We start from the raw sequence: 22431 nt of genomic DNA, 5'->3' as shown, positions 1-22431 counted from the left end.
ATAAATTTTATACAGGCTTGCTGACGGCCTCTTTACCAACGTCTGCCATCGTCCCGGTTCGATCGAATTGAACCGGGACGACTGGCAGGATGCGTCGTACGCTCGACACACAATTGGGACGCTTCATCAATGTGGCAGCGCTGGTCAGCCTGATCGCGTCTGTCCTGATGATCTATTTCTTTGTCGGCGCCCTGAATCGCAATGCCGCGCAGAATGACCGCCAACTCCTGTCGGCCGGCATCGAGACCGCCATCCACCACAACGAAACCTGGGTCACCGACTATGGCTGGTGGGGCTATGCCCGGGACCTGCTGGAAGAGCGCGCTGTGGACGAGCTTTCGGTCAGCATGGCGTCTTCCTTCTCTGACCATCTGGGCTTCGACTTTGTTGTCATGGTGTCAAAGGACGATGCCTACTCCATCTCCTGGCACCGGGATAATGGGGAAACCCCCATCCCCAAGCTTCTGACGGAAGAGCAATTGCTCGCCATCCGGTCCGACCTCGCTTCGGCCTATGAGAATTCAGAATTCATCGGCAGCCACATGCTCGAACACAACGGATTTGCCTATATCGCCTCCGGCACGGTTGTCGGTGAATACGATGACCGAGCCGCGACAGATCCGATGAATGACCCACTCCTGATCATCGGCACACGGCTTGACCAAGCCTTCATGGATGACATGTCGTCCCGTTTTCTGGTCGATGCCATTACGCTCGTCGACGATAGTCACGAGTTCAGCGGACCGATCATGGAAGTGGGCGACCATTTCGGACACTCCGTTGCTGCCGTGACCTGGACGCCTTCTAGACCCGGCATGGATACGCTGCGCTTCACCTTCTTGCCGCTCATCCTTTACATCGCCGCCTTTTTCATCGCGGCACAGTTCATCGTCCACAAGGCGCGCTCTCTGGCGCGACGGGCAGAACGCAATGAGCAGCGGGCGGTGCATGCGGCCACGACGGACAGTCTGAGCGGCCTGCCCAACCGTTTGGGCTTCACGCGCTACACCGAAAGCCCGGCGGCCCGGCAGGCCGCCGACGAGGGCGCGGCCGCCATCATCTATATCGATCTGAACGGCTTCAAATCGGTCAATGACAAGGCCGGACATGATGCCGGGGATGCCGTGATCCGTGGGGTCGCCGAGAAATTCCAGGCCGCGCTGCCGGACGGTGTTCACATCGCCCGCATTGGCGGTGACGAGTTCGCCTGTGCCCTCATCGGACAGGCGCATGCCAGCCAGGCCCTGCCGATTGCGCGCGCCCTGACGGACAGTCTGGAAGAGCGGTTCGAATTCAATGGCCGCCAGTTCGAAATCGGCGCGGCGATCGGCATCGCCTGGTCACGGCCCGACGCCATCAAACCCTTCAGCGAACTAATCCGCGATGCCGACTTGGCCATGTACCGCGCCAAGTCCGATCAGCTCGATCACCCGCTGTGCTATGACGCCAGCCTGGGCCTGGAACAGGCCGAACACCAGGCGCTGGAAGCTGATATCGAAGCCGGGCTGGAACGCCGGGAATTCCGCGTTGTCTACCAGCCGATCGTCCGCGCCAACGATGGCAGTATCGCATCGGTCGAAGCCCTGCTGCGTTGGGAGCACCCGTCCCGCGGTGCTGTTCCGCCGGACGTCTTCATCAAAGTGGCCGAACGCTCCCACCTGATCCGGTCGCTTGGTGACTTCGTGGTTGAATCCGTGTGTGCCGATATCGGCCCAAGCGCGGACTATTCCGTCTCGATCAACCTGTCCCCGGTGCAATTGCATGATCCGGAATTGTGCGCGCGCTATCTGGAGAGCTTTGCCGCCGCCGGCATGAGCTCCAGCCAGATCGAACTGGAACTGACCGAAACCGTTCTGGTGGATGATTTCGAACAGGCCAAGCAGCGCCTGATGGAATTCCACGAGGCCGGCTTCCGCGTCAATCTGGATGATTTCGGGACCGGTTTCGCCTCCATGGGCTATCTGCACATGCTGCCCTTCTCCAAGATCAAGGTGGACCGGACCTTCGTCGCGTCGATCGGCAAGGGCGACGGCCCGAACAAGATGCTGCAGGCCCTCGCCCTTCTGGGCGATGCCCTCAATCTCGACATGGTCGCTGAGGGCGTGGAAACGGAGACCCAGGCCTCCATGCTCTGCCTGCTCGGCTTCGACTATCTGCAGGGCTGGTATTACGGGCCACCCATGACCGCCCGCGCCCTGCAAGACCGGATGGCCGCCTGACCCATCACATTTCCCGCACGATGTCGGGACTTGCACCGGTCTGACGACTGGGCTCATCTGCCCGCATGATCGCGCTTGCCCGCCTCCTTCTCGCCGCCGGCCTTGGCCTGACGGCTCCGGCCTCTGCAGCCGCAGAGGAGGCCCTCATCGCCGTGGCCGCGAACTTCACCCGTCCGGCCGAGGATCTGGCCGCAGCGTTCCAGGCCGAGACCGGTCACACAATCCGCATCGCCACCGGTTCCACGGGCGCCCTCTATGCCCAGATCCGGCAGGGCGCGCCCTATGATGTCTTTCTCGCCGCCGATACCGAGCGACCGGCCCGGCTTGTCGCGGATGGACTGGCCGATGCAGATACGCTGACCCCCTATGCCATGGGCCGGCTGGTCCTGGTTGGAGCCGACACCGCAGACCTGCCGCCATTGGACAGACTGCGCGCCGGCGATGTGCAAAGACTGGCGCTCGCCAATGCCGACCTGGCCCCTTATGGCCGCGCGGCAGAGCAGGTTCTGGACCGGCTCGATGTATGTCTGCCCGAACGCCAGCGCCTGCGCGGCCAGAATGTGGCGCAGACACTGGCCATGTTCACCACCGGCAATGCCGACCTCGCCTTCATTGCCCGCGCCCAACTCGGCGGGATCGGACCGTCCTCTGCGTCCTTGATCCCCGCTGACTGGCACGACCCGATCCGGCAGGATGCTGTGCTTCTGCTTCAGGCCCGGGACAATGAGGCGGCGCGGGCCTGGATGGATTTTCTGATCAGCCCGACAGCCACCGACATCCTCGACGCTTATGGCTATGGGGCGGCGGAATGAGCGGATCCGTTCCGGCCATTCTCCTCACCCTGAACCTGGCGGCCGTCACAACCCTGATCCTGTTTGTGCTGGGCACGCCGCTTGCCTGGTGGCTGGCCAATACGCGCAGCCGGGTCCGGCCTTTCATCGAGGCCATCACGGCCCTGCCCCTGATCCTGCCGCCAACCGTGATCGGTTTCTATCTTCTCATTCTGCTCAACCCGACCGCCCCGATCGGGCGGTTCTGGGTGACGGTGACCGGCGACACGCTGACCTTCTCCTTCGCGGGGCTCGTGATCGCTTCCATCCTCTATTCCCTGCCCTTCATGGTGCAGCCGCTCCAGACGGCCTTTGACCGGATCGGCCGGGACCAGATCGAGGCCGCGGCCAGTCTTGGCGCCTCGCCCCTGGACCGGTTCTTCAGCCTGGTCCTGCCACTGTCCGCGCGCGGCTTTCTGACGGCGGGCATTCTCACCTTCATCCACACGATCGGCGAGTTCGGCGTGGTCCTGATGGTCGGAGGCAATATTCCCGGCCGGACCCGAACCCTCTCCATCGCGCTCTACGACCATGTCGAGGCGCTGCGCTATGACCAGGCCCACGCCCTCGCCGCCGGACTGGTCATTCTCTCCCTCATCGTGCTCAGCCTGGTTTACTGGCTGAATCGCCGGAGCCCGCGCCATGACGGATAGCGGCCTGGAATTCGACCTCACGCGCCGGATCGGGGGCTTCATCCTGCGCGGCCGGGCCAGCCTCCCGGCCTGCGGCATTGTTTCGGTCAGCGGGTCATCCGGTGCCGGCAAGACCTCGCTCCTGCGGGCGATCGCAGGGCTGGATTCCGGCCTGTCCGGCCAGGTTCGTTTCGCTGGCGAAACCTGGCATGACGGGACCTGCCGCATGCCGGTGCACCGCCGCCGCATCGGCATCGCCTTCCAGGACACCCGGCTTTTCCCGCATCAAAGCGTCGCCGGCAATCTGGCCTATGGTGCGGCGCGGGCACCGGCCGGAACGCCCGGGCCGGACCGGGCCGAAATCATCGCGCTTCTGGACCTTCACCCCCTGCTCAAACGGGCGGTGGCGGGACTGTCCGGCGGTGAGCGCCAGCGGGTGTCTCTGGGGCGGGCTCTGTTGTCACGACCGCGCCTTCTCCTGCTGGACGAGCCCCTGTCGGCCGTCGATACAGCACGGCGAAACCGGCTTCTGCCTGACCTGCGCCAGCTCTTGCTGGACCACGGCATTCCCGCCCTGCATGTCAGTCATTCCAGGGCCGAGATCGCACAGCTTGCCGATCACGTCCTGCCGGTCCGGGACGGTCAATGCGGCGCGTGCCACCCCTTGAATGACTGGCTCGCGGCACAGGATGCGAGCCATCCGTTTTCGCTGCTGGAAGGACACCTGGCCGGCCATGACACGGAGAACGGGCTCAGCACGGTCCGACTGGGCGAAGCCAGCCTGGTTCTGCCTGGACTGGGTGAAGTGCCGGCGGGGGCGTCCCTTCGCCTGATCGTTCGGGCCCGCGATGTCGCCCTGGCCCTCGACCCCGTGCCCGGCCTGTCGATCCGCAACCAGATCCCGGTCCGGATCAAAGGGATCCGCCCGCAGCCCGGCACGGCCTATTGCGATCTGGATCTGGCTCTGGATGGGCAAGTCCTCACCGCACGGATCACCCGGGCCGCAGCCGACAGCCTGTCACTGGAGACGGGGCAGTCCGTGATCGCGCTGATCAAGTCGGCGACGCTGGATCCGGCGCAGGAGTGACCGGAGCGCCGAGCGCCCGGTACAGACCGATGATCGCCTTGGCATGATTGGCCCGGCTTTCCAGCTGCGATTGGCGACTGGAGATCAGGGTGCGTTGGGCGTCCAGGATGTCGATGAAGCTCGCCAGGCCTTCGCGGTACAGCGCGTTGAGCTGGTCAAAGGCCTGTTCCGACGCGGTGACGGCGGTCTGTAATTCAATGGATTGCGCTTCGATGGCGTCGATCGTGACCAGGGCGGTCTCGACCTCGCCCAGCGCATCCAGAAGCACGCCCTGATAGACGAGGGCGGCCTGACGGGCCCGGGCCTCGGCGGCCCGCACATTGGCGCGGCGTTCCCCGCCATCGGTGAGGCTCAGCGACAGGGCGATACCGAGCTGGTCCACGACATCGTCCACGATCCGGTCCGCCGCACCGATATCCCCGGTCAACCGTCCCGGGATGGAGAGCGCCGGATAGAGGTCCGCTTCCGCGACACCAATCCCGGCCGACGCCGCGGCCAGATCACGCTCGGCGGCCCGAAGATCCGCCCGCTGACGCACCAGGTCCGCCGGCACACCGCTCGCCGGTCCGCCCCTGAAATCTGGCAAGAGGACCGGTACGTCGTCCAGCGCCGCAAACCCGGTCGGGGCCTGTCCAGTCAGAATGGCGAGGTCGTGCCGGGCTGACGCCAGGGCGATGTCCAGATTGCCCTTCTGGGCACGCGTCGTTGCCAGATCGGCGGCGGCCCGCTGCACGTCCAGATCCGCCGACAGACCGGCTTCGGCCCGGCGCTCGACGATATCCAGTGTCTGCTGCTGCAGGGCCAGGGATGTATCCAGCAATTCGAGGCGGGCGCGGCTGCGCTGCCAGTCGATATAGCGTTCGGCAATCGTGGCGACGGTGGTGCGGCGGATATCGGTCTCGTCGAAAGCCACCGCGTCACGCTGCGCCTCGGCCCGCTCGATCCGGCGTCGCTGGCCACCGAAGAGATCCGGCACGAAGCCGAAGACCAGACCGGCCGAGGCCCCGGTTCCGGCATTGCCACTGCCGGAGATCACGCTGGTGCCGCTGGCGTCCAGCTCGGCACCCACCGAAGGACGCAGACCCGCCGCCTCTGCCTCGACCAGTGCATTCGCCTCGACCAGGCGTTCACGGGCAACCGCCAGATCGATGTTTCCGGAGAGCGCCTCGCCGATCAACCCGTCCAGCGCGGCATCCTCGAACCCCTGCCACCACAGCCCGCCTGAGACAGGCAGCGGCGAAGCCGGCGCGGAATAGGCGGCCGGAAGTACCGGGTCCGGAGCCACATGATCCGGACCGACCACACAGGCACCCAAGGCCAACAGGGGCAGGGCCAGACAGACACGCTTCATCATCGCACTCATTCCGCCGGATGTCCGGTTTCGGGATCGGCCTCGGCCCGCGCCAGCTCCGCTTCCAGCTCGGCCAGATTGACCGAGCGCGGCTTGCCGAAGCGGGCGATGCCCAAATAGATGACCGGCGTCAGGAACAGTGTGAACAGGCCCGACAGGGCCAGCCCGCCGAACACGGTCCAGCCAATCGAAGAGCGCGCCTCTGCCCCGGCACCGGAAGACAGGATCAGCGGCAAGGCGCCGAGAATGGTCGAGATCAGCGTCATCGTGATCGGGCGAAGGCGGATGATGGCCGCTTCCTCGATCGCCTGGCGTACCGACTTGCCCTCAGCCCGCAATTGGTCGGCGAACTCGACCACCAGGATCCCGTTCTTGGCCATCAGGCCGATCAGCATGACAAGGCCGATCTGGGAGAAGATGTTCAGCGACACACCCGTCAGGAAGAGCGCATAGACCGCCGCGGCCAGGCCGAAGGGAACGGTCAGCATGACCACGACCGGACTGGTCACACTCTCGAACTGGGCCGCCAGAACCAGGAAGACGATCACCAGGGCGAAGAGATAGGTGATGGTCATGTCTCGCGAGGTTTCGTTCAGCGTGCGGGCCTCGCCCTGCATGATGATCTCGATCCCCTCGGGCAGGATTTCATCCGCCAGTCTTTCCATCTCGAGCACGGCATCGGCCAGGGCCACATCCGGCGCGATATCGGCCTCCAACTCGATGGCCCGACGCTGTTCGGTCCGGTTCAGCTCCGCAGCGACACCTTCCTCGACAATCGTGGTCAGGGCGGACATCGGAATGAGTTCGCCATCATTCGACCGGACATAGAGGTTTTGCAGATCGGCCGGATCGGCGATCGCATCATTCATCGACTCAAGAAAGATCGGGATCGAGCGGTCCCCGACATTCAAATCAACCAGTTCATCCCCGCCGACCATCACCCGCAACGTCATCGACAGCTCGCTGAGCGGTACGCCCAAGTCGGCGGCACGGCGCCGGTCAATGCGGATCGACAATTGCGGCTGGGTCGGCTGGTAGGAGATTTCCGGATTCGCAAACACACGGGAATTCATGTCGATTTCCCGCTCCATCAGAAGCGCCGCCTCATAGATTTCCGAATAGTCCCGACCGGTCAGAGCGACCTGGATGCCCCCGCGGCTGCGACCGCGCATATTGAGGCTGCCGCGCCCGAACACCGAGGCGCGCACCCCGGGAATGTCCGACAGGGGGCCCCGCAATTCATTGATGATGTCCTGCTGGCTGCGCTCGCGTTCGGACCAGTCCGCCAGGGTCGCGGTCACGAAGATGCGGTTCGGATCCCAGCGCCCGACAATCGTTTCCAGCGAGGTGATCTCGCCACTATCCCGATAGGGCTGTAGCACGGCTTCGATATAGTCCGCCTGACGCTCCATGAAGTCGATGCCGACCCCGTCCGGTCCCGTGGCGAAAATGAGAACCCGGCCGCGGTCTTCCTGCGGCACCAATTCCTGTTCCAGCGCGGTGAAAGCCGCCACCGCGCCCAAAGCCGACAGGGCCATCAGGCCAGCCGATATCCAGGGATGGTTCAACGCCCAGCGCAAGGCCCCGGCATAAAGTGACGAAACGACCTTGCCGAACCGCTCCAGCGGTCCCGGCGCGGCGCCGTCATTATGCAGCCAGAGCCGCGCGGCCAGGGCCGGCACGATGGACAGCGCCACGAAGGACGAGATCACGACCGCCAGAGCCAGCACAAAGCCGAATTCCCGGAACAGACGGCCCGCCGTGGAGGGCAGGAAGGAGATCGGCACGAAGACCGAGACCAGAACCGCCGTGGTCGCCACAACGGCGAAGAAAACCTGCCGCGTTCCCAGAACGGCGGCGGCCCGACGACCCAAACCCTTCTTCTGCAGGCGCTGGATGTTCTCGATCACCACAATCGCGTCATCAACGATGAGGCCGGTGGCCAGGACCAGCGCCAGGAGGGTCAGGAGATTGATGGAAAATCCCAGAATCCAGATGCCGGCCAGAGCGCCGATCAGGGCGGCCGGAATGGCCGTGGACGGGATCAGCGAAGCGCGGAAACGGGCGAAGAACAGCCAGATCGTCGCGACCACGATGATCACGGTGATCATCAGGCTGGTCAGGACCTCCCGCACCGATCCCTGGATGAAGACGGCGTCGTCCGAGGTGATCCGGATTTCCAGATCATCGAACCGGTTGTTCAGTCGCTCCACCACTGCGCCGACACCGTCAGAGATCGACATCGTGTTGGACTGGGCCTGGCGGACAATGCCCAGCCCGATGATGGGCTGGCCGTCCAGCCGGACGAAACTCGTGGCATCCGCGGGCGCGAAATAGGCCTCGGCCACATCACCGACCCGGGTCGTGCCCGAGATGATCACGTCTTTCACGCCGTCCGGTGTCGCCGCCGTCGCTTCAGCACGCACGATCAATTGCTGCTCGTCGGAGCGGAAACTGCCGACCGGGACATCAAAGGGCGCCTGCGTGAGGGCATCGGCGACATCGCCGACCGTGAGACCGAACCGGCTCAGGCGGAGCGGGTCGATGACCACGCGCAAGAGGCGCTGACGCTCGCCGGACACATCGACACTGGCCACTCCGTCAATGGAGAGGAATTCGGGAATGATGTCATTTTCAACCCGCGCCGTGAGGCTTTCCTCGTCGAGCGTTTCGGACAGAACGGCCAGGCGGACGATCGGATCGGCATTGTCATCCGCCTTGACCACACGGACCTGCTCGACCCGGTCGGGCAGTTCCCGGGTGACCCGGCTGACGGCCTCGCGGACATCGGCTGCGGCGGAATCCAGATCGGTGCCCGGATTGAACTCGATCCGGACGCGCGAACCGTTTTCCTCGCTTTGCGCATCGATTTCCCGAACGCCTGAGACGCGGGCGACAGCGCCTTCTAGGATGGCGGTGACCTCCGCATCGACGGTTTCCGGCGCCGCGCCCGGGAATTGCGCGGTCACGGAGACGACCGGTCGGTCGACATCGGGCAGTTCGCGCACTTCGACCCCGAACAGGGCCGCCAGTCCACCGATAATGATAAGCAGGTTGAGCACGGCCACCAGGACCGGCCGTTTTACCGCCAGAGCCGGAAGGTCATTGCGCTCCAGGCTCATCGCGTTTCATCCGCCGAGATCGGTCCGCCGCCGGCACCGACCGAGGTCCGGTCCGATGACAGGTCCTGAAGCAGGCTGCCTTCGCGCACCTTCTGCACGCCTTCGGTGATGATGCGATCATCCGCATCGATCTCGGCACGGACCAGGACATGCCCGTCGACGCGGGAAATGATGTTGACCGGGACGCGGACAGCCCGATCATCGACGGCCGACCAGATATAGGAGCCAGACGACCCCCAAATGATCGCGGATTCCGGGATGCGCGGATAGGACTGGCCCTGCAGGGTGAAATTCACCCGGAAGCTCATGCCCGGACGCAACATGTCGGCCGCATTGTCCAGCTGGGCCCGCACGGTAAAGGTCCGGCGCGTCGGATTGATGTGACTGTCGACGGCGACGACTTCTGCCTCGACGGCGGCATCGGGATTGGCAAAGGGAGCTGCGAAAATCGTGTCGCCCTCGCGCAGGAAACCGAACACCTGTTCGGCGGCCTCGAAATCGACGTACAGCACGCTGCGATCATCGATCTGGGTAATGACGGTGGAGGCGGTGACGCGGGAGCCCGGATCGACATCCGTCAGACCGACATTGCCGGCGAAAGGCGCCCGCACGGCACGTTCTTCCAGGGCGATCTCGGCCTGTTCCAGCTGAATGCGCGCAGAGTCCAGGGCGGTCCGGGCCTCATCGATCTGGCTGGCGGAAATGGCCCCCGTATCCTCGATGCGGCGATAGCGGGCCAGCAATTGCTCGGCTTCCTGCACGGCGACCCGCGCCAGATTGACGGCCAGACGCTCTTCGCGGTCTTCCAACTGCAAAAGAAGGTCGCCTTCCTCAACTGCCTGTCCGGCGCTGAACGGAACGGCCGTAACGACACCGCCCGATTCCGGGAAAACCTGGGCTGTCGCGCGGGCCCGGGCCGTGCCGACGGATTCCACATCCGTGCGCTCGCGCTCGAACCGGACGGACTGGGTGACGACGCGGATCCGGTCTTCTCCGCCACGGGCACCCGCCCCCGATGCGGCCTCATCCGACCCGCAAGCAGACAGGACCAGAGCACAGGCACAGGTGAGCACGGCACCCCATTTGGACAATCGCAGCGTCACACAAGCCTCCCAGCGCACGGAAACACGGCGTTTCTAGCGTTTCCGTATCTTGCTTGCACGACTTAGGACAGAAAATCCGTCTTTCCAGACTGCGATAAATTCTCAATCACTTTTGTCAGGTTACCGGATGCCCGGCTTCGTCCTGTCCGGCCCGGGCCAGGCGGGCATTTTTCCGCTCCAGACGCTCATGCAGCCGGGCATGACGCAGGGGTGTCAGCGGGTAGGACCAGATCAGGGGGGCCGCGAGGCCGTAGAAGACAATCGGACCCAGACAATAGACCAGGCGAAGGGACAGAACCCCGATCTCGGTGGACCCGTCGACACCAGCCGATGCGTGATAACCGAGCAGGCCGACAATATTCAGGGCCACGCCCGTGAAGATCGCGACGGCGAGCTTTTCGGCCAGACCCAGAACCGCAAAATACGTCCCGGCCCGGCGCCCGCCGGACCGCGCACTGTCGATGTCCACCACATCAGCCAACATGGCCAGGGGCAGGAATTGCAGACCGCCGAAGGCAAAGCCCTTGAGCAGGAAAAGGCAGAAAAAGGCCAGATAATCCCCCCGGCCCAGAAGCAAATTGCAGGCGCTGACCAGGCTGACAAACCCCAGCGTCACCATGAAGGCGCGATGCTTGCCGACCTTTCGACCCAGCCAGAGCCAGAAGGGGATCGCGGCAATGCCGGAGATGAAATACAGGAAATAGGCCGCGCCAATGGTCGGTATGCCGATAATGTCGCGGATGAAGAAGAGAGACACGGCGTTGCGCAAACTCTCCCCGCCGATCACCAGAAAGGCGATGATCAGGACACGCCGCATCGGGCCATTGCGCCAGAGGTGCCGGAAACCCTCGATCATCGGCACCCGTTCACGCCGGGCGGGCGGCGGTTCCGAGACGCAGGTCACGATCAGGATGGTCAGCAAGGGCACGAGGACAGCGATCGTTACGGCCAGCCCCATCATGACCGGCCCCGTCAGCGCCGCCCGGTTGGACGGTGTCCGGTCCATGATGCCGCCGGTAAAGGCACCCGTTATATCGCGCCACATGGACGCGAATATCTGGCTGACCGCCCCGCCATCGGCGAGAATTTCGATCGCCATGGGGACGGCCGCAGCCAACAGGAGGCCGGCGAGATAGTAGAGCTCGCGCGCGGCCGTCACCTGACTGCGGGCGTGATAGTCGGACGACAATTCCGCGCCCCAGGCCCGGAACGGGATCTGGATCATGGTGGCGCTGGCAAAGAAGAGGGTCAGCCAGATCAGGAAATAGACCAGACCGGCGCCTTCCGGCGGCACGAACAGGAACCAGGTGGACGCCATCAAACAAGGCGCCCCGAGAACGATATAGGGTTTGCGACGGCCGAACCGGGTCCGGCCCCGGTCAGAGATTTCCCCCATCAGCGGGTCGGTAAACACGTCGGTGAAGCGGGCCAGCATGATGATCAGGCCGATCACCGACAGGGAGAGCCCCAGATGACCGGCGTAGTGGGCGGGCAGCCAGATCGCGAGAGGATAGCCGTACACGGCCAGCGGCAAGGCCAGGGATCCATGCAGGAAAATGGTCGACTGTTTCAGGCGCGGCGCCGTTGGCGCCACGTTCGCATCTGTCTGCAAGCTGTCCTCCCAGTATGGTTGCGCCAATTATTTTTGTGGGCGCGTTTCCAATACTGGGTATGCCGACTCAAGACTGTCAAATTAAACCGGTGGAAGAGTGACCGAAGCTCCGGTTCGAATTGAGCCGGTCAGCCCATGGCCGCGGCAAGCCGGGCATTTGCCTCAATCGTCGCCCAGTCACCCTCCTCGACCATGGCCTTGGTCGCGATCCAGGACCCGCCGACACAGACCACATTGGGCAGGGCCAGATAGTCCGTCGCCATTTCTGCCGAGATCGAGCCGGTCGGGCAGAACCGGATATCCGGTAGCGGGCCGTAGAGGGACTTCAGATAGGAGCGCCCGCCCGCCTGTTCGGCCGGGAAGAATTTCAGCACTTCGAAGCCGGCCTCCACCGCGGACATGGCTTCGCCGGCGGTCGCGACGCCCGGCAGGACCGGGACGCCACAGCTCGGCAGAAAGCTGGACAGGCTCGGCGTGAGGCCGGGCGAGACAAGGAAGTCCGCCCCGGCATCCATGCTGGCCCGGGCCTGGTCCGGCGTGCGGATTGTGCCCATGCCCACAATCAGGTCGGGCTCGGCCGATTTCATGGCCTGCATGACCTCCAGCGCCGCCTCGGTGCGCCAGGTCATTTCGACCACACGCAGACCGCCCGCCTTCAGCGCCTTGGCCAGCGGCGCCGCCTGGGAGACTTCGCCCACAGTGAGAACCGGGATCACGCTGGCCGCCTCGACCAGTTCCGTCATGCTAACAGCCATCTTACAGATATCCTTGTTCAGCCAGCGCGGCAGCCCCGCGCAGGGCAGCGCCATCGCTGCAGATGAGATGGACCGGAATCTTCCGGACATAGTCCGACATGGGTTCCCGGTCGGCAAACCGCTCCAGGAAACCGCTTTGCTCCAGCATGGGGCGGATTTTCGGCAGAATACCGCCGCCCAGATAGATTCCGCCGCGCGAACCGGTCAGCACGGCGACATCCCCGGCATAACCGCCCAGCAGCGTGCAGAAGAGTTCCACCACGCGGGCCGAAAGGGAGTCGGGGTTTTCGAGGGCGGTCTGGGTGATGTGTTCGGGACGTTCGCCGGTCCACTCCACACCCTCGATCCGGCACACGGCCCGGTGCAGGTTCAGCAGCCCCCGCCCGGACAGCAGACGCTCCCAGGACACGAAACCGTATTCGCGCTGGAGCTCTCGCAGGATCTCGATCTCCAGCGCCGTGCGCGGCGCAAAGCCGGCATGACCACCCTCAGTCGCCACGACCCGCAAGCGTTCGCCATCGGGCACCAGCAGTCCGAGCCCCAGCCCGGTTCCGGGCCCGAGCACTGCCTGGGGGGTTCCCGGCCGCGCATCGCCATCATTGATCAGGACCAGGTCTTCGGCCGGGGTCAAAGGCGCCCCCCGGGCCTGGGCCGCGAAATCATTCACGGCGAGCAGATCGTCCAGACCGAGAACGCCGGACAGGGTTTCCGGACTGAAACTCCAGGCCGAATTGGTCAGCTGGATCCGCCCAGGCGTGATCGGCGAGGCAATCGCGAAACAGGCCCGTTGCGGCGGGTTGGACGGGCAGGTTTCCAGATAGGCCAGGGCGGCATCGCGCAGCTGGTCGAAGTCCTCATTCCGGAAGCGGCGGACATGTTCCAGACGGAATCCCTCCGTCACCGATCCGCACGCCATCGCGAAACGGGCATTCGTGCCGCCAATGTCGGCGACCAGATAGCGCGGCGCGTCTGTCATGGCTCCCCATTCCCCGGCGGCCACCTGTTTGGCAGCCCTCACGGTTGTTTCATGTTACCCCTAACATGGATCGGAAATCCACCCCGTACGCCAGTCACGGCCTCACCTCAAGTGGACAGGCCTGTGCCCGGCCAGTAAACCCGGCCGATCAGCCGGATGAGGCTGGCTGTCCGGGAAGATTTCATGGCGCCCACGCCTCCAGCATCGCCGTCCGACACGTCGCAGCCGCATGGAACAAGGCGGCGCCAGACCGGTCTGGCGCGCGATCTGGGTCTCGCGATTGTCTCCGGCCGGTATCGACCCGGCGACCTCCTGCCCAATGAAATCGATCTGTCGCGCCGGCTCGATGTGTCGCGCAGCGCCCTGCGCGAAGCCATTCACACACTGTCCGCCAAGGGGCTGGTCGATGCCCGCCCCCGTGCTGGCACCCGGGTGCTGGAACCGCGCCACTGGACCCTGACAGATCCGGATGTGCTGGACTGGTGCCTGGAGGCGGGAGACGCCTCATCGGACCTGTTGCAGGCCCTGCAGTCTTTGCGGCTGATCATCGAACCGGCCGCCGCCGCCCTGGCCGCCGAACACCGCACTCCGGCCGATCTGACAGCGCTTCGGGAAGCCCTGATGGCCTCGGAGCGGGCCGGTGATGATGACGCCTTGCGGCTGACCGCGATCGGGCGCTTCCGGAGCACGCTGCTGGCCGCGACGCGCAATCCGGCCCTGGAGAGTCTGACAGCCTTGTGCGGCCTGTCCGACCGGTCACGACCGCTACCGGACTACTGGCCGGTCTTCGACGCCATCGCCGCCGGAGGCCCGGACGCTGCCCGCGAAGCGATGGGTCAGCTCATCCGTGAGACACTTCATCCGTCTTCGCGCTGACCGAAACGCCGCGCCAGGCAATTGCGTGCGCCGTTCTGCATCAAATCAGTCAGGTTCAGGGTCAGGCCCTCCACGATGGCCGGGTCGGCTTTCAGGTCCCGGCCGAATATGGCCTCGATCGACAAAAGTGCATTGACCCGATCCCCCGGTTTCGGCCCGGCATCGCGCAGCGCCGACGCGGTCATTTCGGCCAACGGGTCATCCACCGTGAAAGCCTCGCCCTGTTCGCTCTCTCCAAACTGCCAGCGTATCCAGGCGGCCACGGCCAGCAGGGTCGCGTCCATCGGCCGGCGGGCAGCCCGCTGGGCCCGCAAGCTGGCGAGCAGGCGTTGCGGCAGCTTCTGGGAGCCATCCATGGCGATCTGGACCAGGGAATGATTGAGCGCGGAATTGGCGTAGCGCCCTGTCAGAGCTCGCCGGTAGGCCTTGGCGTCAAACCCTGCCGGTGCCTCGATCACGGGCTCGACCTCATCCCAGAGCTGTTCGACAAATCCCGCATAGACCGGGTCGGCAATAGCTTCGTGGACATAGGCATAGCCGCCCAGCGCGCCCAGATAGGCCAGTGCCGAATGGGAGCCGTTGAGCAGGCGCAGCTTGGCCCGTTCCCAGCCGGCGACATCATCCGTCATCTGCACGCCGACCGTCTCCAGCGAAGGGCGGCGATGGCAGAAATGGTCCTCCACGACCCATTGCGTGAAGGGTTCGGTCTTGACCATGGCGGCGTCCCGATAGCCCGCCATTTCGGCCAGCGCGTCCACATCCTCCGGCGTGGTCGCCGGTACGATCCGGTCGACCATGGAGGCCGGGAAAGCCACACTGGCCTCGATCCAGTCGGCCAGGTCCGGATTGACCTCACGCGCAAAGCCCAGGACCGCCGCCCGCGTCCTTGGTCCATTGTCGGGAAGATTGTCACAGGACAGGACGGTGAAGGGTGGCAGTCCGGCCGCGCGCCGGGCCGCCAGACCGGCCACCAGGAAGCCCGGTGCCGTCGCCGGACGGGACGGATGCTGCAGATCGTCCGCAATGGCAGGATCATCCAGACGCAGGGCGCCCGTATCCGGATCGAGATGATAACCCTTTTCCGTGATGGTCAGCGTGACCACGGCGACCGAGGGCTCGGCCAATGCTTCGATGAGAGCCTGCGGATCTTCCGGCGCGACCAGCACATCGCACAGCGACCCGATCACCCGCAAATGCGTCGACGGCCCGTCGCGCTCCACCACGGTATAGAGCCCGCCCTGCGGATTGAGCTGCTCCGCCACGCGGGGGGATCGCAGGGACGCACCGCGGATCTGCCAGCCGGCCTCGCCCTGCGCCATGAGCTGGTCGAAATAGACCGCTTGGTGCGCCCGATGGAAGGCTCCCACGCCGAGATGGACAATCCCCGCCGCTGCGTCACGGGCATAGGCCGGACGCTGGATCGATGCGTCGAGCGCTTCAAGACAATCGGGAGACAGGCGGGGCAAGCTCATCGGGGCCATCACAAACACGAAGCAGATGCGGCGCAGCATGACATGGACGGCAGGCGAGTGAAGTCTTCACCTGCAATCACTGTCAGCCCGCTTCACGCCGGACGCGAAACCCGCCTAAAGTCCGCGCCGATCTGAAAACTGGAGCCACGCCCCATGTCCGGACCCCGTATCGTCATCCTCGGCGAAGCCATGCTGGAACTCTCCGGCCAGTCCGGAGTGTCGGCGCTCGGCTCCAGCTTCACGCTCCGCCAGGGCGGCGACACGCTGAATACGGCGGTCTATCTGAGCCGTCTGGGTCACGCACCGGCCTATTTCACCGCTCTGGGTCAGGATCCCTATTCCGAGGCGATGATCGAAGCCTGGCAGGCGGAAGGGATGAAAACAGACCTCGTCCTGCGCCACCCGGTGCGCATCCCCGGCCTCTACGCCATCGAGACCGATGCCAGCGGCGAGCGCAGCTTCCAGTATTGGCGCGGCGAATCCGCAGCGCGCGACATGTTCGCCCTGCCGGAAAGCGACGCCGCGATCGAGGCCGCCGCGTCCGCAGACTGGCTCTATTTCTCGGGGATCACCCTGTCGATCCTGGATGCCGCAGGGCGAGGCCGTCTGATCGATCTCATCGGCACCGTCCGGGCCCGGGGCGGCCAGATCGTGTTCGATCCCAATTTCCGCCCGCGCGGCTGGCCGGATCGCGACGAGGCCCGCCAGCTCTTCACCGCGCTCGCGCGCCAGATCGATCTCGTCCTGCCCTCGCTGGACGATGAAGATCTTCTGTTCGGCGCGGCGGAGCCTGAGGCGCATATCTCACGCTGGCACGAAGCCGGAACGCCGCATGTCATCGCCAAGCAGGGCGCGAAAGGCGGCTGGATTTCAAACGGCGAGACCTGCCAGGCCTTTCCGGTCACACCCGCCGAGCGGGTCGTCGACACGACCGGGGCGGGCGACAGTTTCAATGCCGGCGCCCTGGCGGGCCTGATCGAAGGGGCAAGCCTGGATGAAGCCGCGCGGCGGGGCGGCGAACTGGCGCGTCTCGTGGTCGGCCATCACGGCGCGATCATGCCGGCCGAGGCCATGCCGGAGGTTTAGCTAGAGCCCTGCAACCTGCGCAATGGCTGACGCGACCCGGTCATGCACTTGCGGCGGCAGGTCGTGCCCCATGCCCTCGATGATTTCCAGCGTGGATCCCGGGATCGAGGCAGCCGTGTCTTTTCCGCCCTCCACTGTGACCAGCGGATCATCCGCACCGTGCACAACCATCACCGGACAGGCGATGCCGGCCAGCTTCTTCCGGCGATCCGGCGCGGCCAGTATGGCGGCGTACTGCCGGGCAAAGCCGGCGGGATTGTAGCAGCGGTCTGCATCAGCCGCGGCGCGGGCCTTCAGGGTGTCCGCATCAATCGGATAGGCGGGCGATCCGATCACGCGGCTCGACTCCACCGCCCGTTCCAGGAAGGCCTCGCGGTCCGACACCGGATCCGGGGTCGGCGTGGCCAGCATGGCCTGGGCTTCCGGGGTGGAGCGCGGCAGGTCGGGATTGCCCGTCGTCGACATGATCGAGGTGAGGGACAGGGCCCGATGGCCATGATCCGCCGCGACGAGCTGACCGATCATGCCGCCCATGGAGGCTCCGGCCAGATGCGCCTTTTCCAGCCCCAGCGCATCCATCAAGCCCACGACATCCGCGGCCATGTCATCCAACCGGTAAGGCACGTCAGGCGTCTGCCCGCCGGCCGCCGTTTTCACGACCGCCTTGAAGTCGGGGATGCCCGCGGAGGTGAAATGCGTCGACAGCCCCATGTCGCGATTGTCGAAATAGACAATCCGGAAACCACGCTCTGCCAGTGCATCGAGAAAACTCAGGGGCCAGCGCGTCATTTGCGATCCCAGCCCGGTGATCAGAACCAGCGGAGCCCCATTGTCCGGCCCGTGAATGTCGTACTCGATCGTGATCCCGTTGGCGCTCGCCTGCGGCATACCCTGTCTCCCCGGCTTGTTTTATGGCGCGGATGATGCGCGTCCGCCGACCGGATTGGCAAGCCTCTTGAGCGGCCTTCCGCAATCCGGGTTCGCCCCGACGTCTCGCGATAGAGCCAACTTTCCTCGATTTTACGGTAGTCGGTATGGCTAGAGCGCCGGAATGCCCAGGCCGAAGGGGTCCGCAGGGTCCGACAGGATGTGCGCGTCGGCGAAGACATGGGCCCGCCCCGTAATGCTGGGAATGATCCCGCTCGCACCCGGCCGGTAGCGGGCCTGGAAACGGCTGCCGATTACGCTTTCCTGCACCCAGTCCTGGCCCGGTGCCAGCTGTCCCCGCGCGGCCAGGCAGGCCAGTTTGGCACTGGTGCCCGTGCCGCAGGGCGAGCGATCATAGGCCCCGCCCGGGCACAGGACGAAGTTCCGGCTGTTCGCCCCCGATCCAGCTCGCGCCGTGGTGATTTCGATATGATCGATCTCGGCCCCGTCACGCCCCGTGAAGCCCTGTTCAGCCAAAGCCCTGCGGATCGCCCAGCTCTTGCGGGCCAGGATGTCGATACGGGCCGGGTCCAGCCCGTCCTCGCCCAATTGGGCGGCGTCCACGAGAAAGAACCAGTTGCCGCCCCAGGCGATATCACCGATGACCCGCCCCAGATCCGGGACTTCCAGCGCCACATCGAGGGCCAGGCAGTCACTTGGAATATTCTCAAAGCGGACCGTGTTGGCATCCAGCAGGTCGAGGGCAACGGCCCCCACCGGTGTTTCCAGGACATGCGCGCCGGGTTTCATCAAGCCCAGCCACGCCAGCGTGACCCCCAGTCCGATCGTGCCGTGTCCACACATGCCCAGATAGCCGGACGTGTTGAAAAAGATGACGGCTGCTGCCGCCTCCGGATCGTCCGGCTCGCACAGAAGGGCCCCCACCATGGCGTCCGAGCATTTCGGCTCCAGAACACAGCGGCGTCGATAGGCATCAAAGCGTTCGGCAAAGATCCGGCGGCGCTCCCACAGGGGGCCGCGCCCCAGATCCGGACCGCCCTCTATGATCACCCGTGTCGGTTGGCCACCCGTATGGCTGTCGATGACCCGCATGACCGGGCCCTAGTCCTGCGCACCGGGCCAGCTGTCCCACCAGGCACGGAAGCGCCTCCAACTGTCATCCACGAAGGCCTGTTGGGACGGGGTCAGCGCATCGCTGGCGTAGAGCTGGTGGCGATAGGCCTCATGCCCTTCCAACACCATGAGCCGCTTGTAGTAGAGGACCAGGTCCGGGCCTTCATCGAAGGTCGCCAGCACCATCATCGCCTCACTCAGCTCCAGGGCCAGGCGCCGGGCCCCGGCATCGCCCGCCGCTGCCCGCTTTGACAATTCGACCAAGCGCAGGACTTCCCGCGGCAGGGCGTTTCCGACGCCGGTGATCGCGCCGGTCGCGCCGCAATTCACATAGCCATGGAAGACCTGGGTATCGACGCCCACCATGAGGGTCAGATTATCATCGCCACTGGTGATATGTTCGGCGGCATAGCTGAGCGACGAAGCGCCACCGAATTCCTTGAAACCGATCAGGTTGGGATGGTCCTTGCGCAGGTCGAAAAAGAGATCGGCCCGGGTCTCGAACCCGTAATAGGGCGAGTTGTAGATCACGGCCGGCAGGTCCGGCGCTGCACCGAGTACCGCGGCAAAATGGGCACGCTGGGCCGCCGGGGAAATCCCGCGCGACAGGACGCGGGGGATGACCATGAGACCGGCCGCACCGGCGCGGGCGGCATGCTCCACGATCGCCACAGCCCGCTGCGTGTTCTGGGCCCCGGTTCCCACCACGACCGGAATCCCGGCCGCACACAGGCGCGCCGTGCCTTCACATCGCTGCTCATCACTCAGGAGCGGCCAATCTCCCATGGACCCGCAATAGACAACGGCATCCATGCCGGCCGCAATGAGCGCTTGTGCGGTCTTCACCAATTGATCGAAGTCCGGCTTCCCGTCCGCATCGCAGGGCGTCATCAGGGCCGGCATGCAGCCGGAAAACACAGATCGGGTCATCGCGCCCTCCTCACACGGAGTTGAAACCGTTGCCCTGCATCTCAGGTCGACACACCGCCTGTGGCAAGCCATCTACTCAGACACTTGTCTCTTTTTTTGGTGAGAGAGGTTTCCCTCGGCAACGTTTCGCGTTGGAATGGGACTCCACCCTCTCATGGCAGCGACCCCGAGGATGATCCATGAGCTTGGCCGCCAGCCCCACCAGCCCGGCCCCGCAGGATGTCATTCCGCTTTTCCAGAACGTGCGTTCCAGAACCCTGGAGCTCGTGGCACCGCTGAACGCGGAAGACATGATGCTTCAGTCGATGGAGGATGCGAGCCCGGCCAAATGGCATCTGGCCCACACGACCTGGTTTTTCGAGGAGTTCATCCTGCGCCCGCATCAGCCGGGCTATGTCTCGCCGGATGAGCGCTTCGCCATCCTGTTCAACTCCTATTATGTCCAGGCCGGCCCCCGCCATGCCCGGGACAAGCGGGGCCTGATCTCCCGGCCGGACCTTCAGGCCGTACTGGATTACCGGCACCATGTGGAAGACGCGCTGATGGCGCTGCTGGATCAAACTCCGGCCAATCTGGACACCATCACCGCCCTGGTCGAACTGGGCTGTCACCACGAGATGCAGCACCAGGAACTCCTGGTGACCGACCTCCTGCACGGCCTGTCCTTCAATCCGCTCCTGCCAGCTTACAAGGACCCGGAACCGCTCCGGGTCACGCGCGCGCCGGAGCTGGACTTCGTCCGGCATGACGAACAACTCACCGAAATCGGCCATGACGGGCGCGGTTTTGCCTTCGATTGCGAGACGCCCCGGCACCGGGTCTTCCAGCCAGCCTTCCGGATGGCCAATCGGGCGGTGACCAATCGCGACTGGATCGAGTTCATGCGCGATGGCGGGTATGCCACGCCGGAGCTCTGGCTGATGGACGGGTGGGCCGTGCGCGAACGCGAAGCCTGGGACAGCCCGCTCTACTGGTGGCAACAGGATGACGAATACTGGTCCTATACGCTGCGCGGACCGCAACCGGTGGCGCTGGACGCGCCGGTGGTGCATGTCAGCTATTACGAGGCCGACGCCTATGCCCGCTGGGCGGGGGCCCGCCTGCCGACCGAAGCCGAGAACGAGATCGCTTTCCGCGATACGCCAATGTCCGGGAACTTTGCCGATAACGGCATGTTCCGGCCCTTGCCCGGCACGGGGGCTTGGGGCGATGTCTGGGAATGGACGCAGAGCGCCTATTCGCCCTATCCCGGCTTCCGGCCGAGCGCCGGTGCGATCGGCGAGTACAATGGCAAATTCATGATCAACCAGATGGTGCTGCGCGGGGGATCCTGCGCCACGCCGCAGGCGCAGATGCGCCCGAGCTACCGCACCTTCTTCTATCCCCACCAACGCTGGCAAATGCTGGGCCTTCGCCTGGCAAAGGATGTCTGAGATGGACAGCGCAATCATCCGCGACCGGGATTTTGCCGCCTCGGCCCTGGAGGGCCTGCAGGCCGACCCGAAATGGCTGGACAGCAAATGGCTCTATGATGCCGAAGGCAGCGCGATCTTCGAACAGATCACGCAATTGCCCGAATACTACCCGACCCGAACCGAGACCCGCATCCTCAAGGACGAGATCAGCGCGCTGAGCCAGGTTCTGGATCCCGGCACGGTTCTGGTGGAGCTGGGAAGTGGTGCCAGTGTGAAAACCCGCATCCTGCTGGATGCCGCCTCACAGCTGGGGGCCTATGTCCCGGTTGATATTTCTGCCGATTTCCTCGAGGAGACGGCCAAGGGACTCCGCGAGGCCTATCCCGGCACGCCGATCCGGCCGGTCGTCGGGGATTTCACGCAGGACATCCGCCTGCCGGCCGCACTTGATGCAGAGCCCAAGACGGCATTTTTCCCGGGGTCGACGATCGGCAACCTGCCGCATGACACGGCGGCGGCCATGCTGGACCGGCTGCGCCACTGGCCGGGGATCAAGGCGCTGATCCTGGGTCTGGATCTGGTCAAGGACACAACGACCCTGGTCGAGGCCTATGATGATGCTGCGGGGGTCACCGCCAACTTCAATCTCAACCTCCTGCGCCGGATGAATCGGGAAATCGGCGCGGATTTCGACCTGTCAGCCTTCCATCACGAGGCGCGCTGGAATGCCGAACTCAGCCGGATCGAGATGCATCTGGTCAGTGACAAGGACCAGACCGTGACCGTGGCGGGCACGCCCATCGCGTTTGCGGCGGGTGAGAGCATCCACACCGAGAACAGCCGCAAATACACGCGCGAAGCCTTTGCCGCGATCGCCGACCGGGGCGGGTGGGAAATCGCCGATTTCCTTACCGATGCCGGTCAGCTTTTCGCCGTCGCCGTGCTCAAACCCAAACAGGATTGA

At 64.9% G+C, this 22431-nt stretch carries 18 protein-coding genes; 8 read left to right on the top strand and 10 right to left on the bottom strand.

Annotation, left to right across the window (positions count from 1 at the left end):
- Positions 1–89: 89 nt before the first annotated feature.
- The 4 genes from FCS99_RS05325 to modC all read left to right on the top strand — a co-directional run bounded on the left by FCS99_RS05325 (position 90) and on the right by modC (position 4768).
- Positions 90–2219, top strand: a complete 2130-nt coding sequence (locus tag FCS99_RS05325; protein ID WP_138511037.1) for a putative bifunctional diguanylate cyclase/phosphodiesterase — start codon at positions 90–92, stop codon at positions 2217–2219.
- A gap of 65 nt (positions 2220–2284) precedes the next feature.
- Entirely contained in the window at positions 2285–3031 is a 747-nt protein-coding gene (gene modA / locus FCS99_RS05320; RefSeq protein ID WP_138511036.1) for a molybdate ABC transporter substrate-binding protein, read from the top strand.
- The gene (gene modB, locus FCS99_RS05315) at positions 3028–3702 is read left to right on the top strand and encodes a molybdate ABC transporter permease subunit (RefSeq protein ID WP_138511035.1); all 675 of its coding nucleotides are present in this window, start codon (positions 3028–3030) and stop codon (positions 3700–3702) included. The genes modA and modB overlap by 4 nt, the downstream gene beginning before the upstream one ends.
- A complete protein-coding gene (gene modC, locus FCS99_RS05310) occupies positions 3692–4768 on the top strand; it encodes a molybdenum ABC transporter ATP-binding protein (RefSeq protein WP_138511034.1) in 1077 nt (358 codons plus the stop codon). Before modB ends, modC begins: the two co-directional genes overlap by 11 nt.
- Here the strand turns inward: modC and FCS99_RS05305 are convergent.
- The 6 genes from FCS99_RS05305 to glk form a co-directional block, all read right to left on the bottom strand.
- The gene (locus FCS99_RS05305; protein ID WP_138511033.1) at positions 4734–6131 is read right to left on the bottom strand and encodes an efflux transporter outer membrane subunit; all 1398 of its coding nucleotides are present in this window, start codon (positions 6129–6131) and stop codon (positions 4734–4736) included. The genes modC and FCS99_RS05305 overlap by 35 nt on opposite strands.
- Positions 6128–9241: an efflux RND transporter permease subunit gene (locus FCS99_RS05300; protein WP_138511032.1), complete on the bottom strand. Its 3114-nt coding sequence runs from the start codon at positions 9239–9241 to the stop codon at positions 6128–6130. Before FCS99_RS05300 ends, FCS99_RS05305 begins: the two co-directional genes overlap by 4 nt.
- Positions 9238–10344 carry an efflux RND transporter periplasmic adaptor subunit gene (locus FCS99_RS05295; RefSeq protein WP_171036244.1) on the bottom strand — a complete coding sequence of 369 codons (1107 nt, stop codon included), beginning with the start codon at positions 10342–10344 and terminating at the stop codon, positions 9238–9240. Before FCS99_RS05295 ends, FCS99_RS05300 begins: the two co-directional genes overlap by 4 nt.
- A gap of 115 nt (positions 10345–10459) precedes the next feature.
- Complete coding sequence (locus FCS99_RS05290; RefSeq protein ID WP_233352667.1) at positions 10460–11956, bottom strand: MFS transporter; 1497 nt, start codon at positions 11954–11956, stop codon at positions 10460–10462.
- 128 nt (positions 11957–12084) lie between these two features.
- Positions 12085–12711: a bifunctional 4-hydroxy-2-oxoglutarate aldolase/2-dehydro-3-deoxy-phosphogluconate aldolase gene (gene eda / locus FCS99_RS05285; protein WP_138511029.1), complete on the bottom strand. Its 627-nt coding sequence runs from the start codon at positions 12709–12711 to the stop codon at positions 12085–12087.
- Between the two features lies 1 nt (position 12712).
- Positions 12713–13687 (bottom strand): glucokinase, encoded by a 975-nt coding sequence (glk, locus tag FCS99_RS05280; protein WP_138511028.1) that lies wholly within the window; start codon positions 13685–13687, stop codon positions 12713–12715.
- 183 nt (positions 13688–13870) lie between these two features.
- Here glk and FCS99_RS05275 point away from each other — a divergent pair, with 183 nt between their 5' ends.
- The gene (locus FCS99_RS05275) at positions 13871–14563 is read left to right on the top strand and encodes a FadR/GntR family transcriptional regulator (protein WP_138511027.1); all 693 of its coding nucleotides are present in this window, start codon (positions 13871–13873) and stop codon (positions 14561–14563) included.
- Here FCS99_RS05275 and FCS99_RS05270 read toward each other — a convergent pair.
- Positions 14545–16074 carry a mannitol dehydrogenase family protein gene (locus FCS99_RS05270; RefSeq protein ID WP_233352666.1) on the bottom strand — a complete coding sequence of 510 codons (1530 nt, stop codon included), beginning with the start codon at positions 16072–16074 and terminating at the stop codon, positions 14545–14547. The genes FCS99_RS05275 and FCS99_RS05270 overlap by 19 nt on opposite strands.
- Positions 16075–16188: 114 nt before the next feature.
- Here FCS99_RS05270 and FCS99_RS05265 point away from each other — a divergent pair, with 114 nt between their 5' ends.
- A complete protein-coding gene (locus FCS99_RS05265) occupies positions 16189–17121 on the top strand; it encodes a sugar kinase (RefSeq protein ID WP_138511026.1) in 933 nt (310 codons plus the stop codon).
- Here FCS99_RS05265 and FCS99_RS05260 read toward each other — a convergent pair whose 3' ends face one another.
- From FCS99_RS05260 to FCS99_RS05250, 3 genes are all read right to left on the bottom strand, one after another.
- The gene (locus FCS99_RS05260) at positions 17122–18009 is read right to left on the bottom strand and encodes an alpha/beta fold hydrolase (protein WP_138511025.1); all 888 of its coding nucleotides are present in this window, start codon (positions 18007–18009) and stop codon (positions 17122–17124) included.
- Between the two features lie 150 nt (positions 18010–18159).
- Positions 18160–19101: a proline racemase family protein gene (locus FCS99_RS05255; protein WP_138511024.1), complete on the bottom strand. Its 942-nt coding sequence runs from the start codon at positions 19099–19101 to the stop codon at positions 18160–18162.
- A gap of 9 nt (positions 19102–19110) precedes the next feature.
- Complete coding sequence (locus FCS99_RS05250; RefSeq protein WP_138511023.1) at positions 19111–20052, bottom strand: dihydrodipicolinate synthase family protein; 942 nt, start codon at positions 20050–20052, stop codon at positions 19111–19113.
- Between the two features lie 179 nt (positions 20053–20231).
- Here FCS99_RS05250 and egtB point away from each other — a divergent pair, with 179 nt between their 5' ends.
- Positions 20232–21485, top strand: coding sequence for an ergothioneine biosynthesis protein EgtB (gene egtB / locus FCS99_RS05245; RefSeq protein ID WP_138511022.1), 1254 nt, complete (start codon positions 20232–20234; stop codon positions 21483–21485).
- Position 21486: 1 nt separating this feature from the next.
- Positions 21487–22431 (top strand): L-histidine N(alpha)-methyltransferase, encoded by a 945-nt coding sequence (egtD, locus tag FCS99_RS05240; protein ID WP_138511021.1) that lies wholly within the window; start codon positions 21487–21489, stop codon positions 22429–22431.

Origin of the sequence: Maricaulis alexandrii (genome assembly GCF_005871165.1) — a bacterium.
GTDB lineage: Bacteria > Pseudomonadota > Alphaproteobacteria > Caulobacterales > Maricaulaceae > Maricaulis > Maricaulis alexandrii.
This window is presented reverse-complemented; position numbering and strand designations above follow the sequence as displayed.

Bases quoted from the DNA above. Each gene is read 5' to 3' on its own strand.
- eda (WP_138511029.1), bottom strand. From the start codon at position 12,711: ATGGCTGTTAGCATGACGGAACTGGTCGAGGCGGCCAGCGTGATCCCG.
- FCS99_RS05305 (WP_138511033.1), bottom strand. From the start codon at position 6,131: ATGAGTGCGATGATGAAGCGTGTCTGTCTGGCCCTGCCCCTGTTGGCC.
- FCS99_RS05250 (WP_138511023.1), bottom strand. From the start codon at position 20,052: ATGACCCGATCTGTGTTTTCCGGCTGCATGCCGGCCCTGATGACGCCC.
- FCS99_RS05265 (WP_138511026.1), top strand. From the start codon at position 16,189: ATGTCCGGACCCCGTATCGTCATCCTCGGCGAAGCCATGCTGGAACTC.
- FCS99_RS05270 (WP_233352666.1), bottom strand. From the start codon at position 16,074: ATGCTGCGCCGCATCTGCTTCGTGTTTGTGATGGCCCCGATGAGCTTG.
- modC (WP_138511034.1), top strand. From the start codon at position 3,692: ATGACGGATAGCGGCCTGGAATTCGACCTCACGCGCCGGATCGGGGGC.
- FCS99_RS05260 (WP_138511025.1), bottom strand. From the start codon at position 18,009: ATGCCGCAGGCGAGCGCCAACGGGATCACGATCGAGTACGACATTCAC.
- modA (WP_138511036.1), top strand. From the start codon at position 2,285: ATGATCGCGCTTGCCCGCCTCCTTCTCGCCGCCGGCCTTGGCCTGACG.
- egtB (WP_138511022.1), top strand. From the start codon at position 20,232: ATGAGCTTGGCCGCCAGCCCCACCAGCCCGGCCCCGCAGGATGTCATT.
- FCS99_RS05300 (WP_138511032.1), bottom strand. From the start codon at position 9,241: ATGAGCCTGGAGCGCAATGACCTTCCGGCTCTGGCGGTAAAACGGCCG.
- egtD (WP_138511021.1), top strand. From the start codon at position 21,487: ATGGACAGCGCAATCATCCGCGACCGGGATTTTGCCGCCTCGGCCCTG.
- FCS99_RS05255 (WP_138511024.1), bottom strand. From the start codon at position 19,101: ATGCGGGTCATCGACAGCCATACGGGTGGCCAACCGACACGGGTGATC.
- modB (WP_138511035.1), top strand. From the start codon at position 3,028: ATGAGCGGATCCGTTCCGGCCATTCTCCTCACCCTGAACCTGGCGGCC.
- FCS99_RS05325 (WP_138511037.1), top strand. From the start codon at position 90: ATGCGTCGTACGCTCGACACACAATTGGGACGCTTCATCAATGTGGCA.
- FCS99_RS05275 (WP_138511027.1), top strand. From the start codon at position 13,871: ATGGCGCCCACGCCTCCAGCATCGCCGTCCGACACGTCGCAGCCGCAT.
- glk (WP_138511028.1), bottom strand. From the start codon at position 13,687: ATGACAGACGCGCCGCGCTATCTGGTCGCCGACATTGGCGGCACGAAT.